Here is a 16086-nt window from a genome sequence, read left to right as displayed (position 1 = left end):
AGCTCAATAATAAGCCAGCAACGTGCTAGAACTGGTCGGACTGCCTGATACACTCCCGCTCAACGCAGGGTTCCTGCGCCAAGAACTCCAATAACGCCGAAATTCGTATCCGAGTTGCGGATAATCTGTGGCGTCACGGTGTCAATGCGAAGCTCAGAGCCATCAAGAATGCAGATCGAAGACGTCACCGCGCGCGGGCCAACCACCCTTGATCCGCTACGCAGTATAGCATTCCGTTCGATCTGGAGTTCCACGCAAGTCGCCAACCTGGGATGGCTGGTGCAAACCGTCACGATCAGTTGGCTCATGGCGACGATCTCCGCTTCGGATCTGATGGTCGCGCTTGTGCAGGCTTCAACGACGCTTCCGGCATTCATACTCTCCATTCCCGCCGGAGCAATCGCCGACACCTATAGCCGTCGATCGGTCATGATCACCGGGCTCTCATTGATTGCGCTCGCTTCCATCGTACTGGCGATTGCTGCCGCCTTCGGCTTCGTTAGTCCCTGGCTGATTCTAGGTCTGGGATTTGTCGCAGGCTGCGGCTTTGCGCTGAATGACCCCGCTTGGCATGCCTCGGTGGGCGATATCCTCGACAAGCGAGATATTCCGGCTGCGGTGACGCTTATGTCGGTCGGATACAACATGACGCGCAGCGTTGGACCGGCTTTGGGCGGAGCCATTCTCGCGTTCCTCGGTCCGTTGGCGGCCTTTCTCTTTGCCGCCTGCAGCAACTTAGCGCCTCTCGGCGCGGTGTTGCGCAACAAGTGGCACGTCCGCAAGTCTCCGCTGCCTGCAGAGCGAATTTCAACAGCAATCCATGACGGAATGCGGTTCACGGCGCTTTCTTCCGACATCCGGGCGGCGATCATACGTGCCACCCTTTTCGGCCTTGCCGCCATTGCCATACTTGCTCTTCTGCCGCTTGTCGCCCTCGATCGTTTGGCCGGCGGACCAATCATCTACGGCATACTGTTTGCCGGTTTCGGAACAGGCGCTTGCATCGCCGGACTGAACAACCGGCTCTTAAGGAGATTGATTCCTCAGGAATGGCTGATGGCGATCGCTTCCATCGCTTGCGCGTTTTGTTGCATCTCACTTGCCCTCACCTCCTCAGTACCTTTGGCGACACTTGCGCTTGTCATCGGAGGCGCCGGCTGGGTCATCACCTGGACCGGGTTCGACGTCTGGGTGCAATTGGCAAGTCCGCGCTGGGTCGTCGGCCGTACGCTCTCCATCTATTACGCATTCCTCTCCGGCGGCATGGCAGCCGGCAGTTGGATCTGGGGCACCGTCGCCCAGACCTATTCGCTTGCATCTTCTCTCGAACTTGCCGCAGCGGCCCTGTTACTCGTCGCCGCATCAGGGTTCGTCCTGCCGGTGCATCTGGCGGCCGAGGCAGACCAGCAGGGCTCGGTTTATCCGGCGCCAACGGTGGCGCTTGATCTGAAGCCCCGAAGCGGCCCGATTGCAGCGAGGACGGAATATGCCATAGACGACAGCGACCTGGACATCTTCCTCGATCACATGCGCACTCGAAGATACGCCCTGGCCCGGGCAGGCGCACGTGACTGGACGCTCCAGCGAAATCTTCGAAAGCCTTCCCGTTGGACAGAAACATTCCGCACGCCGACCTGGATGGATTTCCTGCGTTTGCATCATCGTCTCTCCCCGTGGGATCAGGAAGTCGTACAGCTTCTCGCCGCTTTGCATATGAGTGACAAGCCTCCGGAAACTGATCTTGTGATTGAGCGCACAACAGACACGCGACGGACCCGGAGCCAACCGGTCGCGCGCGTTTCGCGTCCATGAGGTGATCTTGCGATGAGGCCATTTATCGAGCAGCGGCAACGGTCCCATAATGGCGTCGGCCAGAAACAAAACCTCACGGTTCAGACTGTGGAGACTAGCCGCAAGCCGAACACAGCTCCTGGCCTGGGAGTGGCATCAACCCCTGCCATCCTGGTTCGCTCGGCTGTCGTCGATCCCTGCTCGACGACAGCCGCTTTTCCCTCGGTTTTCGATTCCGGCCTTGCCGCCACGCGCCGATGCCTGGCCCGCGAACTCTTGGACAAAGCGTCGACTGGGCAAGCGACAAATGATGGCAGACCGAAGTACGACTCCTTTCCCTCATCGCCGAATACGCCCGTCAAGCACGGCCGAAGTGACCCGCCCGAAAGAGACTGAATGACATGCCTTCAAAAGAAGAGACAGCATCCATAGGGCTATTGGCGCCACTGAAGAATTCGACGTTCCGTTCGATTTTCTTCGCGTCGCAGCTTTCCAGCCTGGGCTGGCTGATGCAGACGGTAGCGCTCAGCTGGCTCATGGCCACGGTTTCGACGTCCGATGTCATGGTTGCCCTCGTTCAGGCCTCATCCACGCTGCCAGCCTTTTTTCTTGCGATCTTCGTTGGCGCGATTGCCGACAACTACAGTCGGCGCATGGTCATGATCGTCGGTCGAAGCCTGATGATGGCGGCCTCGGCGATGCTGACGATCCTCATGGCCTTCGGCATCACCGATCCATGGATGATCCTGGCGTTCAGTTTCCTTGACGGCTGCGGTATCGCATTGAGCGATCCTGCTTGGCGCGCTTCGCTTGGCGATATGCTGGAGCGCCGCCATCTGCCGTCGGCCGTGACACTTCTTAATGTCGGCTTCAACACGGTCCGTAGCGTCGGTCCCGCCCTCGGCGGCATCATCGTTGCTGTATTCGGGCCGCTCGTCACATTCGCGCTCACCACCTTCGGCTTCGTCGCGCCCCTCACCGCCCTGTGGCGAAACAAGTGGACCGTGAAAGCGTCGCCCCTCCCCCGGGAAGCGCTCATGACGGCCATCTATGATGGCCTGCGCTTCACCGCGATATCCTCCGAAATCAAGGCGACCATTGTCCGCGGGACGCTCTTTGGGCTGACCGGAACCTCAATGCTGGCGCTCCTGCCGCTCGTCGCGAGAGACCTTTTGAAGGGCGGCCCGATCGACTACGGTATTCTCATGGGGGGCTTTGGCGCCGGCGCGCTGGTCGCGGGGCTCGTGAACCCGCCACTCAGGCGCGCGGTCACGCAGGAGCTGCTGATCGTTCTGGCATGCGTCGCGTGTGCGGCATGTGCCATCTCACTTGCTCTGACGTCCTCCCTTATCATCGCAACAGTCTGCCTTGCCTTCGGGGGCGCAGGCTGGGTGACGGGATGGTCGGGGTTCGGCGTCAATGTGCAGTTGGCAAGCCCACGTTGGGTCGTGGGTCGCACGATTTCCATCTACAGCGCCTTCACCTATGGGGGGATTGCCGGGGGCAGTTGGCTCTGGGGAATTATCGCGGAAAATCATTCCCTCTCCCTGTCCCTGGCATGTTCTGCTGCGTCCTCCTTGGTTGTTGCGGCACTTGGGGTCAAGCTCCCGATCAGCAACCGCCTAGAGTCGGAGCTCGAAGCCTCCGGCGCTTTCGATGCGCCTGTGCCGGCACTTGATCTGAAGCCGCGAAGTGGCCCGATCCTGGTCACGACAGAATACGCTGTGGCGGACGAGAATGCTGACCTTTTTCTTGAAATCATGCGCAGGCGTCGGCTGGTTCAAAGCCGCGTCGGTGCACGCCAGTGGACACTCACGCGCGACGTTCAGCAGCCTTCGCGATGGCTCGAGACCTTCCGGACGCCGACCTGGACGGATTACCATCGCCTTCATCACCGCCTCAACGAAGCGGACAAGCGCCTGGACGACGAGCTCAAGGCGTTGAGCGTGGCGTACGACCTCCCGCGAACAACCATTCTGGTGGAGCGCCCGACGGCTGCGCGCAAGTCCGCGCCCGTGCCATACGTTTCGCAGAAGTAGGGATGTCAGCAGACATCTTCCCAACGGGGTCTATATTGGTGGCTATTTTTCTTTGGAAAGCTTCGAGCGTCACCGGAAAACCGCTCTCCAGTTTCATATTCCTGATTACGCCACAGCTTGTCGTTATGCACTATTCGCAATTGACCCTCGCCGATCGGCGGCGCCTGCATCATTTAGTCGAGCGCAAGGTGCCGATCAACGAGATAGCACGTAAGCTCGGCCGTCACCGATCGACCATCAATCGTGAGATCAGGCGCAATACGCTCCATGACCGCAAACTTCCCGAATATAGTGGCTACGTCTCGACGGTTGCCGACGATATCGCCAAGAAACGCCGGCGACGCTTGAGAAAGCTGCGACGTCATCGGCGACCACAGGTCGGGTCGCTCTCATCTTTTCCCTCCCATGAGAACACCGCCCCCACCGCTGCAGTAGTCAGCTCGCAAAATCTGATTTGAGGAGCGATATGATGTCGACTTCGATTTTGACTGCTTTGACAGTGTGCGCGGGCCTAAGCACGTTGGTGCTGATGGTGGCGCAGCTTCTTCATTGACGCACGAAGCTTTCAGCGTCCGCTTGGTGACCAACCATTAGTCTGAACTTTACGGCGAGGCGGAATTCTGGCAAACTTCTGCCATCGTGGTCAGGACATGACGTCCTTTAGACCAAAGTTATCGGAGCTCCTTTCCATCCGATATCTCTCACTTCTCTGGCCCTGCGGATTCCCCCTCAGGGCTTTCCTTTGTGCTGAGCCGTGCCGGGTGCCGAAATGATGGACGAAACCAGAGAATACCTGATGGATCAGCGCAGCACGCTACTGTTCCAGATCGAGCGGGCGAAGCATCATCTTGCCGGCCTTGAGGCTGATGCGATCAAGATCATCAACAGCAAGGCCTCCCTGCCTGCTGCCGATATCGCCATCATTACCGAGGACTTGGCGGAGCACCTGAGAAGCGAGATCGAGGCGCTGTGCTGGGCGATCGACCATATTGACCACGAGCTGGAATATCTCGACGGCGATGATGAGTTTGAGCCGTTCACCGGGCGTGAAGCTCGTTCGCGCGGTACAATCGACAGACCTGGTAATGCGTTGTTTCTTCGGACTTCATGACAACGGTGTTTCGCACAGCAACGCCCAAGCGGGCACCCAAAAGCAAAAAGCCCCTATCCGATTAGGGATAGGGGCACAGTTTCCATGAAGTGCTCTGTTTCAATCGTCGGAGGCACACTTCCGACCGCTGAATTAGAACGTGATAATGGCGTGGATCATATACGCCCTTCGGCCTGCGGGCGCGGCCTGTTCGGGAATCAGCATTTTATGAGCGGCGTTGCTACTTGCAGCGCCGTTATTGTTTTGAAAGATGGTGGGACGGGTGCCGAGGCGGGCGCCCGGGCAAAACCTTTGAGTGTAGATTCCGATGATTTACCGGACGGCGTTCCGATCAAAAACCGGACACGATTCCGAGAATTAACCGGACGCGATTCCGATTTGATACCGGACGTTTTTCAACGTAAGCAGTGCCCCTGGGTCAGCAACCTTGGCATGCATTTCCTTTTGAACTTGAGGAGATGGCATGTCGAAGAGACGAAGGCTGACCATGAGACAACTACGACATTTACTTCGACTGCGATCAGATGGCGTGAGCGTTCGCGATATTGCCGATCTGCTCGGGATTGCCCGCAGCACGGTGCAGGACGGGATCGGGCGAGCTGCGACGGCAGGGCTATCCTGGCCTTTGCCTGCCGATCTGACGGACGACGTCCTGGAATGTAAACTTTTCGCCCGGCAAGGCACCAAACAAGGGGTACGGCGACTACCAGAGCCGGATTGGAGTGTCATTGCGGTCGAGCTGAAGAAGCCCGGCGTGACCCTGACGATCCTGTGGGAGGAATATCGAGCCGTCTATCCTGATGGCTACGGCTTCAGTCGGTTCTGCGACCTGTTCCGCGGCTTTGAGCGGCGTCTGACGCCAACGATGCGGCAGGTCCACATTGCTGGCGACAAGGTGTTCGTCGATTATTCCGGCAAGAAGCTGCCGATCGTCGATCGCAAGACCGGCGAGATCCGCGAGGCGGAGATCTTTGTCGGCGTGCTCGGTGCATCGAGTTATGCCTTTGCAGAAGCCACCTGGACTCAGACCCTGCCGGACTGGATCGGCTCGCACGTGCGCATGTTCGCCTATTTCGGCGGCGTGCCGCGCCTTATCGTCTACGATTACGTGCCCGGGCACGTAATCGGGGTTTTGTGTCCCGAACGGTTATGCGCCCCGGCGGGCGTAAGTTTCTGTGATCAAACGACCAGATTGTCTGTGGCGGCACATCTCTGGCGAACAACGAGCGCACCCTCCTATTCCCCTTAATTCAGAATGGAGGTTGTCATGTTGGAACACTTTTTCGTCAAACCACAAACTATCGATCGGATTATGGATTGCTGGCTAGGGCCGCAGATCGAGCAGTATGTGAAGGCTTTGTGCGAACGTGCCTATACGCCTCGAAGCATCTATCGCCGCGTTCCCGTGCTGGTGAAGTTTGCGGCATTCACTGCCGGCCAGAATGTCGAACGTATAGAACAAGCGGAAGGGCTCTTCGAGCCGTTCATCGCTGATTGGTTGTCAAATCGTCATTCCGGTCGATCGGCTGATGCACGTCGACGCGACCGCAACTTTGTCACTGGCATCATGCGGCATTTCTTCAGCCTGGTCGTATGGAAGGCAGGCGATGACCGCACCAGACCTTCGCTGCCCGATCCATTTGCAATCCAGATTCCAGGGTTCTTCGATTATCTCCGAGATGAGCGAGGGTTGCGGCAAAGCTCCATCGCGCATTACCGGCATTACCTTCGCGTCTTCGAGCGACATCTCGGCGATATAGGATGCGATCCGAAGTCGCTTACATTACCGGTGGTGACGACCTTCATCACGACACAGGCCTCGCATTTCGGCCGCACCGTGATGATCAGTCTTGCCAGCATCCTGCGGGTCTTCCTGCGATACCTGCATCGGGAACACGTCCTTCAGCGCGACATCAGCAAGCTGGTCGAGATACCTCAACGTTATCGGCTGGCCGATATCCCTCGATCGATTAGTTGGAGTTCGGTCCAGGATATGCTCGATCAGGTGGACCGGCGCACCGTGGTTGGCCGGCGCGACTACGCCATGCTGCTGCTGATGGCCGTTTATGGGCTGCGCTCCCGTGAAGTAGCGCTGCTGACGCTCGACGATGTCGACTGGAAGCGCGATCGGCTGCATGTGCACGGGCGCAAGGCCGAGCACAGCACCACCTATCCGCTGGCCCCCGTCGTTGGTGAGGCGATCGTGGATTACCTCAGGAACGGGCGGCCTGACGTTCAAAGCCGATTGCTTTTCTGGCGGCATTTGGCCCCACAATCGCCACTTACACACTCTGCGGTGTCGGCCACTGCCAGCAAGTATCTTCATCGCGCGGGGATTCCGGTTAGCCGTCCAGGATCACACACTCTCCGTCATGCCTGCGTCCAGCGCCTGGTAGACACGGGGTTTTCGCTCAAGACCATCGGCGATTATGTCGGGCATCGCGCTGCCTCCTCGACCATGATTTACGCGAAGGTCCAGGTCGATGGCTTGCGGGAAGTAGCTCTGGGTGATGGGGAGGATCTGCAATGAGCCCGCGTCTTCCCGAGCCTTCAAGCCCGATCGCACCCTACATCGTCGCTTTCCTTCGCCACAAGCGCGCGCTCAACCGGCGCTATGACGTCGAAGACAAGGTGCTGCGGATGTTCGACGGCTACCTCAACGCTCAAGCGGTGACGAACCTGACCGAGATCACCCCGGCGCTCCTCGATGCATTCTTCCTGAGCCGTCCGCGCTCGCGGCCTCGAAGCTTCAACCATCTGATCGGCGTCGTCGGCCGGCTGTTCGAGTGGATGGTCGAGCATGACTTTATTGATCGTTCTCCTGTCACGATGAAGCCGCGCCGCCGAGGTAATCCGAGACCGCCCTGCATCCTGGATCTGCGGACCGCTCAACAGCTCATCGATCGCGCCGCCGAGCTCCCGGATCAGAACAACGCCCCGCTTCGCGGGCCTGCCTATGCCATCATCTTCAGCCTGTTGTTCGGGCTTGGTCTGCGCGTCGGCGAGGTTGCGCGCCTGCGCTGGCGGGATGTCGATCGGGATCGTGACGTGCTCACCATTCGCGAGACGAAGTTTTCCAAGTCAAGGCTCATTCCCATGGGGCCGCAGCTGGCACAGCGCCTTTATGCGTTCATGACGCTGCGATCACAGCACGTAGTTTCGGTTACCCCCGACACGCCGCTGTTTTCTTTCCTGCGGGGTCGAGCGGTGAACCCCGGCACGATCAGTATCATTTTCCGTTCGCTGGCCGATCAATTGGACATACCAATCCCAGCGGGAGGAACGCCGGCTCACGTGCATGATCTGCGACACAGCTTTGCGGTCGGGCGACTTCTGCGGTGGTATCGCGACGGACATAATCCCACCGACAAGCTCGTTAAGCTGTCGACCTTCATGGGCCACGTGGACCCCGCTTCCACCGCCGTCTATCTCACCGTTACAGCCGATCTCCTTGAAGCCGCCGGCCAGCGCTTCGAACGCTTTGCAGCACCGCTTTCGTATGGAGGACGGCCATGAGAACCGTCGGCAGCCTCGTCTATCAGTTCTTCGAACACCATCTCAAAGCCGAGAAGGGTCTGGCGTCCACCTCGATCCGGAGCTACCGCGACGGGATCCGGTTGTTTCTCCTATTCTTGGCCCGGGAGAACCGAACCCCGATCAGCAAGCTCAGGCTGAGAACCTCAGCGCCGACAATGTGCGGGCATTTCTCGCCCATCTTGAATCCGAGCGCGGCAACGGCATCCGAGCACGGAACCACCGGCTAGCAATGCTGCACACCTTCTTCGCCAATGCCGGGGGCCAGGAACCTATAGTGCTGCCGGAGGCCGAACGCGTCGCCGCCATCCCAAGGAAGCGTGCGCAGCCAGCAGCCACCTATTATCTCGAGCGCGACGAGGTCGAACGGCTCTTCGACAAACTGCCGCGCAGCGGAAAGCTGGCCATCCGCGACAAGGCGCTGCTCATGTTCCTGTACAATACGGGCGCCCGCGCAACGGAAGTCACCGGACTGATCGTCGATCAGTTGGTTTTGACCTCCTCACCGCGGGTGAACCTGCACGGCAAGGGCGACAAGTGGCGGACCTGTCCACTATGGCCCGAGACTGCCCGCCTGCTTGGCGAGATGCTGCGTAACCGACGCCACCCAGCCGCTACAGAAAGTCCGGTATTCCTCAGCAACGTCGGGAAGCCGCTGACGCGGTTCGGCCTATATAAGCTTGTCCGGCGTCATGGTTCGAATATTCGCATTGGCAATGGACAGAGGTCCATATCTCCACATGTTTGGAGACACACGACGGCCGTTCATCTCCTCGAGTCCGGCGTCGACGTGAACGTCATAAGAGGCTGGCTTGGCCACGTCAGCCTCGATACAACCAACCGATATGCCGAGATTAGCATCAGGATGAAGCAGGAGGCGCTTGAGGCTTGCCAGGGACTTGCTAGTTCTTCGGTGGGACCTCCCCGAAAGCCAGTCTGGCAGAGCGAGCCAAAGCTTCTCGAATGGCTCGCCGACCTCTGATCGTTATGTGCCCCGTGTCGGCGAGAGCGCTTGGATCACCAGGCTGCGGGGCACATAACCGTTCGGGACACAAAATCCGGATAATTTGAAGTCCGGCGTCAACAAGGCGAGCTTCTACGATCCGGAGATCAACCACAGCTTCGGCAGGATGGCTGCCCATTACGGCGTCGGCGTGCTTCCGGCGCGACCGAAGCGGCCGAAAGACAAGCCAAAAGTCGAGGCCGGCGTACGTTTCGCCCAGAGCTGCATCCTCGGCCGGCTACGCAATCAGACCTTCTTTTCACTGGAGGAAGCTAACGCCGCCATCCGGGATGCCGTCGAGCGGATCAACACGCACGTCATGAAGCGGTTGGGCCAAACCCGCCAGGAGATGTTCAAGACCATGGAACGCCCGGCACTCGCGGCTCTTCCGGCAGAGGACTACGAATACGCCGAGTGGAAGCTGGCGCGGGTCTCGACCGACTACCATGTCGAGTTCGAGCACTATTTCTACTCCGTGCCCCATACCCTGATCCGACAGCAGGTGGATATCAGGGCCACGGGCCGCACGATCGAGGTCTTCTTCAAGGGCAAGAGGATCGCAGTCCACCAGCGTCGTTACGGCGGATCACGCTACGGAACCGATCCTGACCATATGCCCAGCTCGCACCGGCGCTATGCCGAATGGTCGCCTGCAAGGTTCCAGCGCTGGGGCGCTTCCATTGGGCCTCAGACCGAGGGGCTGATCATCGCTATCCTGGCCAGCCGTCCTCATCCGGAACAAGGCTTTCGAACCTGCCTCGGCGTGCTGAAGCTCTATCGGGCAATTCCTACGATGCAGGCCGAGGCGGTGTCCGCCCGTGCCGTCGAGATCGGCGGACTGACCTGCAAAAGCATCACCGCGCTCATCAGCACCTACAAGGCACCACGACATTCCGCCGAACCTGCCGCCGTCGGCGAGCATGCCAATCTTCGCGGCAAAGCCTACTTTCATTAACGAGACAATCAAGAATGCTGACCAATCCCACTGTAGATACGCTGCGCCAACTCGGCCTTTCCGGCATGGCTTCCGCCTTCCAGGAACTGGAAATGCAACCGGAAGCGAGAAGCCTCCAGCACGGCGAATGGCTCGCGATCCTGCTCGAACGGGAACAGACCTCGCGTCGCCAGAAGCGCTTCGAAGCCAGAGCCCGTGCCGCCAGGCTGCGCCATGACGCCCAAATCGAGAATACCGATTTCCGAGCAGCGCGTGGTCTCGATCGCAACCTCTTCCTCAAGCTTTCCACCTGCGACTGGATCAGACAGCGGCACTCCCTGCTATTGATCGGTCCTGCCGGCGTCGGCAAAAGTTGGCTGGCCTGCGCTCTCGGTCAAAAGGCGTGCCGGGAGGATCTTGCCGTCGCCTATCACCGCGTGCCACGGCTCTTTGCCGCGCTCGCCCTGGCACGAGGCGACGGTCGCTACGCAAAGATGCTCAAGAGCCTGGGCAAAGCCGATCTCCTCATCCTGGACGATTGGGGGCCGGAGAAGCTCACCGACGAGCAACGACGCGATCTCCTGGAGATTGTCGAGGATCGATACGAGAAGCGCTCGACCATTGTTACCAGCCAAATCCCCGTGGACCACTGGTACGATATGATTGGAAATCCCACGATCGCCGACGCCGTGCTGGATCGCCTTGTCCACAACGCCTACCGCATCGAACTTTCCGGTGAGAGCCTGCGCAAACATCGAAACCTGTCAGCCGAGAATGCAACTCAGGCTTGACCTGCCCGATATTCGCCGACAATGATCAACTCAGACCCAGAGACGCTGTACATCGTCCGGCTTCGCCTCGGAATCGCGTCCGGTAAAACGCTGGAATAAGCGTCCGGTTAAAGATCGGAATTCCTGTCCGGTTTCATTGGAATACACACCTTTGAGCGAATTGTCGGCATCGACATTCGCCTTTTTTTGATATCGTTGACAGCAACGGGTGGGATATCTATGGCCTTGATCAGCCACCTAAGGGCCAAATTCCAAATAACCGACGCTTAACATGAAGAAATTTACGAATCGGCTCTCTTGCTGTTGGAACAAGGCCGGGGTGGCAATGAAGAACCGCCAATTACCAAAAATTCATTCAATAGCCGATTGCTGATAGAGGTTTGTTGACTTATATGTCAATATTGGAGGAATTGCAAAACCACGTTTCAACAGGCCGACTGTCGTTCGTAAGACCGATGCTTCCTGGGCGTGGAGTGGAAAGAAACATTTTTGTATCAACGGAAGTCGGTGAGTTTCTAAATGGTGGAGCGTCTGTTCATGCTCGATTTGATAGAGTTGCGGGTGAAGCGAGAGCTCAAATAGATGCTTTCACCACCGGAAGGGCAATTCGATTTGCCATGGACCCGATGCGAAAAGACCCCGCAACTCTTGTGGCGAGAAATGCTCCTACAAGTAAGGGAATCGTGGATATGCGAATACGACAACCGCGCCCGCAAATCCGTATCTTCGGCGCATTCGCCCAAGTCGATAGTCTCATCCTGCTTACATGGGAAGCTAGGGACAATCTTCGTTTTGGCGCAGCAGTAAAACGATGCCGAGCCCAATGGGATCTCCTGTTTCCTCAAAATTCGCCTTTGATTGGGGCCACACATGCTGAATACATCTCACGAAACATCATTATTGGCTGAGCCATCTAGCGACGATCGTATCAGCGATCGCACACTTGGTTATGTCACTCAAACCGCGCGAGACGATGTTTTTGACATGGTTGCGAACGCTTGTGTCGAAGCCGGTATAACACGCGCAAACATTGCCCGCCGGCTCGGTAAAGATCCTGCTCAAGTATCTCGTCTTCTGAATACGCCCGGGAACTGGACGATAGACACGATAGCAGAACTACTTTTTGCTATCGATGGTAGCTTCCTGCGAGCTGAACGGCACTGGCCCCAGAGAGAAGCACTATCCAATCGGAGGCATTCCACATGCGTCACGGAAAGCTCCGGTTCATTTGGCAAAGCAGAATGGAATTCTAGGGCCCCAACCCAAAATGTCGCCAAGACGGCCGCTGGTCTAGGGGGCGTACATTGGCAGAAATAAGGGCTCGCGTCGTATTTTGCGACGACATACGTCAAGAGTTCAACGGCAAACTCATCCTGATTGGGGTCTATTCTGGCGAAATCAGGCTTCAAGCCCCTTTCATTCAACCCATGGCCACATGGATTCAAATTTTCGGTCTGCCTGCTGGCGATCATAAAACAAGCGTAACAGTCACCTATGAAGACGGCAAAAACTCTGTCATTTTGGGAAAGATAGATGTGCAGTTTCAGATTTCTGACGCAGCACTACCAGCCCACGCGTTTCCAACTGGTCTGCTGGTTAATTTTGATCGGCCAGGTGACATCGTTGTCAACATCTCTATCGACGATCAACCAACATTCATCGCCGATCGCTTAAGAGTATCGATTTCAGAGAATTCATGACTCCTCCCATATTTCCTACAACTCCCTTCGCGGAAGCGACCTCGACAATCCGAAGGCATCCAGAGACCCGCTCGGCGGATTTTTTTGCCTCCTCAGCGCTGATTGCCGCTCTGCCGATCCTGCCGCTGCAGAATCTCGCGAACGACCTTCACATCCCATTCAGCTCATTGACGGATGACGTCAGATCCTTGATCGAGGCGAGTACGGACCCGACCGATTGTTCGCTTGCTGACATCCGAAAGCCGAGCGTCTTGATATCGCCTTCGGCGGTCGACTGTCGCGTTTCGATCGCCTGCAGGCGCTGATCGACGCGGGCTGAATTCGCTTCGGTCTGAACGATAAAGTCCTTCCGCCAACCCTGCAGGTCCTCGATATCGCGGCTTTTGTTCGCCGTGACCCAGACACCCATGCCGACCGAAGAGGCGATCGAGAGAATTCCAACGAGGGTATTGATATTCGCCCCCATCCTCTTCGCGCGTTCCGGCATCTGCATCTCTTCATCTCCGGTTTCGTCAGCCACCATCTTTCACGTCTTTCAATGCGGTATGGAGAGGAGGCCGGCACCGATGGCGATTGCAAGGGTGCCGGCCGTGATGAAGAATAGCGGTAAGCGCTCATTTCGTTGCGCCTTTTCGCGTTGAATTCTCTGCCGCATGAAGTGTCCACTTAAAATAGGTGGACACCAAATATGAGTGACGAAGAGCAGAAACTGCGAGTGCGGTTGGTGGGACGTGATGGGCGACGCCGCTATGATCCGGGATCAAAGGAGCGGCTTGTTGCGGCCTGCCTTGAGCCTGGTGTGTCGATATCCGGCCTTGCGCTTACGCATGGGATCAATGCCAACCTACTGCGCAAATGGGTCAAGGATGCCAGGGAGGCTCGCTTCTCGGCGGGATCTGCAAGCTCGCGGTTTATCCCGGTCGTCGCGGCAGACTGCAGCCTGCCTGTCGGGACCTCCTCGTTGGAGATGCCGGTCGCGTTTAGGGAAGACCAACCGGCGTCACTGGGGAAGGCCAATCTGTCAGGTTCTTCCAAAATAAGCGCGTTGCTACCAAACGGCGTGAAGCTGACGCTGGAATCCGGTGATGCTGATGCTTTGAGGACAATCATCGGAGCTTTGGGTCATGTTCAGACTGGGCGCTGATCTCAAGGTCTACCTGCATCGCGAACCGATCGACTTCCGCGCCGGCATCAACAGCCTTGCGGTCCTGGTGCAGGAGACTATGGCGCTGGACCCGTTTGCGCCTGCGGTCTTTGCCTTTTGCAATCGCCGCCGTGACCGGATGAAGCTCCTGTTCTTCGATCGGTCCGGTTTTGTGATGGTGCTGAAGCGATTGTCGGAAGACCGGTTCCGGTGGCCACGTCGGGAGATGATGGTGGTAACGCTGACGACCGAGCAATTACACTGGATTCTCGACGGCATTGATATCGACGCGATGGTCCGCCATCCGGTTCGGCAATACCAGATCGCCGGCTGACAGTTCGCAACGTCTGCGGTTGACGGGGCGAAACGGTTCAGATTCAAGAATCTGATGATCCGACCCGGCGAACCCACTGTTGAGGAGTTGATGGCGCGCATTGCGGCGCTGCAGGCGGAAAACCGTCAGCTCACGGAACGCGTGGTCAAGCTCGAGGAAGAGTTGGTGCTGGCGCGGCTGCATCGTTTTGCGCCGAAGAGCGAAAAGCACGTGGACCGCCTCTTCGATGAAGCCGAGCAGGTTGCCGATGACGACGCCAGCGGAGAAGATGGCGAGGTCGTCCACCTGCCGGACACCGGCTTGCCATCGACCGAAAGGCCGGAGGGCAAGAAGCGTGGCCGCAAGCCCCTGCCGGAACACCTGCCGCGCGAGCGCGTCGAATATGACATTGCCCACGATCAGAAGGCCTGCCCTTGCTGCCGTCACCAGATGCATCGCATGGGTGAGGCGGTCACCGAGCAGCTCCATATCGAGGTGAAGGCCAAGGTCCTGCAGAATGTGCGGTTCAAGTATGCCTGCCGCCATTGCGACCGCACCGGCATCAACACGCCTGTCATTCTCGCGCCAATGCCCGCGCAGGCCTTGCCGGGCAGCATCGCCACGGCCTCGACACTGGCCTTCGCGCTCGTCCATAAATATGTCGATGGCACGCCGCTCTACCGCCTGGCCCAGGCCTTCGAGCGTGCCGGTGTTCCCGTCAGCCGCGGCGCTCTCGGGCATTGGGTGATCGGATCGAGCGAGAGGCATCTCTCCCGAATCTATGACGCCCTGAAATTGCGGCTCAGGGCGCAGCCGCTCATCCATGGTGACGAGACCACGGTCCAGGTCTTGAAGGAAAAGGACAAGGAAGCCACCAGCACATCCTTCATGTGGGCATACAGGAGCGGGGAAGACAGCGGCGAGCCAATCGTGCTGCTCGATTATCAACCCGGCCGCGGCCAGATTTATCCGCAGGCCTTCCTCGGCGACTACCGCGGCATCTTGATGAGCGATGGCTACACCGCCTGGCGCACATTGAACGGCGCGACCCATGTTGGGTGTATGGCCCATTCCAGGCGTCGCTTCGTCGACGCGCTCAAGGCAAGGAAGAAAGGCGGCGGTCCGCCGGAGCAGGCGCTCAAGTTCTTCGCGCAGCTCTACCGGATTGAAAGCCAGGCGCGCAATGAGAAGCCGGATAAGGACGAAACGCGAGATCACTGCATCCACCGCTTCCGCCAGCAACACAGCGTCCCCATCCTGAACGCTCTCAAGGCATGGCTCGACGACATCGCGCCGAAGGTCTTGCCCGATACCAAGCTTGGCGATGCCGTGTCCTACACCCTGAACCAATGGGAGTACCTGACGCGCTATACAGAAGACGGCAGGATGCCGATCGACAACAACTTGCTTGAGCGCGACATCAGGATTTTTGCCACGGGAAGAAAGAGTTGGCTGTTCAGCGACACCGTGGACGGAGCCAAGGCCAGTGCCGTCATCTACAGCCTCATGCTGACATGCCGCGCCTGCGGCATCGAACCCTTGGCTTATCTGCGTCACGTCCTTACCGAATTACCGCAGCGTGTCATCGAAGCCGACATCACCGACCTGCTGCCCTTCAACTTCGCTGAAACGCTGAAACCGCCGCTGCATGATCCAATGGCAGCCGTCTGACGGCGACCCCGGTCAAACGGGCCGCGTCAACGCGCATGGAAATGAGCGCTTACGA

Annotated in this window: 16 protein-coding genes and 1 pseudogene; 16 read left to right on the top strand and 1 reads right to left on the bottom strand. The window is 58.2% G+C overall.

Annotation, left to right across the window (positions count from 1 at the left end):
• Nucleotides 1-168 precede the first annotated feature (168 nt).
• The 13 genes and pseudogenes from K290_RS0128570 (at nt 169) to K290_RS0128520 (ending at nt 12903) form a co-directional block, all read left to right on the top strand.
• The gene (locus K290_RS0128570) at nt 169-1812 is read left to right on the top strand and encodes an MFS transporter (protein ID WP_004118282.1); all 1644 of its coding nucleotides are present in this window, start codon (nt 169-171) and stop codon (nt 1810-1812) included.
• A 380-nt stretch (nt 1813-2192) separates the two neighbouring features.
• Nucleotides 2193-3830 carry an MFS transporter gene (locus K290_RS0128565; RefSeq protein WP_004118281.1) on the top strand — a complete coding sequence of 546 codons (1638 nt, stop codon included), beginning with the start codon at nt 2193-2195 and terminating at the stop codon, nt 3828-3830.
• Between the two features lie 125 nt (nt 3831-3955).
• Nucleotides 3956-4195 (top strand): annotated as a pseudogene (locus K290_RS36615) (helix-turn-helix domain-containing protein); the annotation flags it as partial.
• 404 nt (nt 4196-4599) lie between these two features.
• Nucleotides 4600-4941: a hypothetical protein gene (locus K290_RS0128555; protein ID WP_210305352.1), complete on the top strand. Its 342-nt coding sequence runs from the start codon at nt 4600-4602 to the stop codon at nt 4939-4941.
• A 463-nt stretch (nt 4942-5404) separates the two neighbouring features.
• Nucleotides 5405-6190, top strand: a complete 786-nt coding sequence (locus K290_RS35255; protein WP_183932622.1) for a transposase — start codon at nt 5405-5407, stop codon at nt 6188-6190.
• Between the two features lie 18 nt (nt 6191-6208).
• Entirely contained in the window at nt 6209-7471 is a 1263-nt protein-coding gene (locus K290_RS0128545) for a tyrosine-type recombinase/integrase (RefSeq protein ID WP_004118273.1), read from the top strand.
• Nucleotides 7468-8457, top strand: a complete 990-nt coding sequence (locus K290_RS0128540) for a tyrosine-type recombinase/integrase (protein ID WP_004118271.1) — start codon at nt 7468-7470, stop codon at nt 8455-8457. Before K290_RS0128545 ends, K290_RS0128540 begins: the two co-directional genes overlap by 4 nt.
• Nucleotides 8454-8705 carry a site-specific integrase gene (locus K290_RS38550; protein WP_240535427.1) on the top strand — a complete coding sequence of 84 codons (252 nt, stop codon included), beginning with the start codon at nt 8454-8456 and terminating at the stop codon, nt 8703-8705. Before K290_RS0128540 ends, K290_RS38550 begins: the two co-directional genes overlap by 4 nt.
• Nucleotides 8706-8707: 2 nt before the next feature.
• Nucleotides 8708-9457 (top strand): tyrosine-type recombinase/integrase, encoded by a 750-nt coding sequence (locus K290_RS0128535; RefSeq protein ID WP_240535426.1) that lies wholly within the window; start codon nt 8708-8710, stop codon nt 9455-9457.
• An 85-nt stretch (nt 9458-9542) separates the two neighbouring features.
• Nucleotides 9543-10433: a transposase gene (locus K290_RS35250; RefSeq protein WP_200863263.1), complete on the top strand. Its 891-nt coding sequence runs from the start codon at nt 9543-9545 to the stop codon at nt 10431-10433.
• Between the two features lie 14 nt (nt 10434-10447).
• Complete coding sequence (istB, locus tag K290_RS0128525; RefSeq protein WP_015342034.1) at nt 10448-11203, top strand: IS21-like element helper ATPase IstB; 756 nt, start codon at nt 10448-10450, stop codon at nt 11201-11203.
• Between the two features lie 383 nt (nt 11204-11586).
• Nucleotides 11587-12111 (top strand): hypothetical protein, encoded by a 525-nt coding sequence (locus K290_RS38090; protein ID WP_172831086.1) that lies wholly within the window; start codon nt 11587-11589, stop codon nt 12109-12111.
• A 396-nt stretch (nt 12112-12507) separates the two neighbouring features.
• Nucleotides 12508-12903 carry a DUF6941 family protein gene (locus K290_RS0128520; RefSeq protein WP_004118260.1) on the top strand — a complete coding sequence of 132 codons (396 nt, stop codon included), beginning with the start codon at nt 12508-12510 and terminating at the stop codon, nt 12901-12903.
• A gap of 148 nt (nt 12904-13051) precedes the next feature.
• Here K290_RS0128520 and K290_RS0128515 read toward each other — a convergent pair whose 3' ends face one another.
• Entirely contained in the window at nt 13052-13426 is a 375-nt protein-coding gene (locus tag K290_RS0128515) for a hypothetical protein (RefSeq protein WP_004118259.1), read from the bottom strand.
• A gap of 165 nt (nt 13427-13591) precedes the next feature.
• Here K290_RS0128515 and tnpA point away from each other — a divergent pair, with 165 nt between their 5' ends.
• The 3 genes from tnpA to tnpC are packed head-to-tail and all read left to right on the top strand — an operon-like array spanning nt 13592 to nt 16031.
• Nucleotides 13592-14047 carry an IS66-like element accessory protein TnpA gene (gene tnpA, locus K290_RS0128505; protein ID WP_004121997.1) on the top strand — a complete coding sequence of 152 codons (456 nt, stop codon included), beginning with the start codon at nt 13592-13594 and terminating at the stop codon, nt 14045-14047.
• The gene (gene tnpB / locus K290_RS0128500) at nt 14028-14381 is read left to right on the top strand and encodes an IS66 family insertion sequence element accessory protein TnpB (RefSeq protein ID WP_004121998.1); all 354 of its coding nucleotides are present in this window, start codon (nt 14028-14030) and stop codon (nt 14379-14381) included. The genes tnpA and tnpB overlap by 20 nt, the downstream gene beginning before the upstream one ends.
• A 54-nt stretch (nt 14382-14435) precedes the next feature.
• Nucleotides 14436-16031 carry an IS66 family transposase gene (gene tnpC / locus K290_RS0128495; RefSeq protein ID WP_004121999.1) on the top strand — a complete coding sequence of 532 codons (1596 nt, stop codon included), beginning with the start codon at nt 14436-14438 and terminating at the stop codon, nt 16029-16031.
• Nucleotides 16032-16086 lie beyond the last annotated feature (55 nt).

This window comes from Rhizobium leucaenae USDA 9039 (genome assembly GCF_000426285.1).
GTDB classification, from domain to species: Bacteria; Pseudomonadota; Alphaproteobacteria; order Rhizobiales; family Rhizobiaceae; genus Rhizobium; species Rhizobium leucaenae.
The sequence above is the reverse complement of the archived record's forward strand: the minus strand, read 5'-3'. Positions and strand labels throughout refer to the sequence as shown.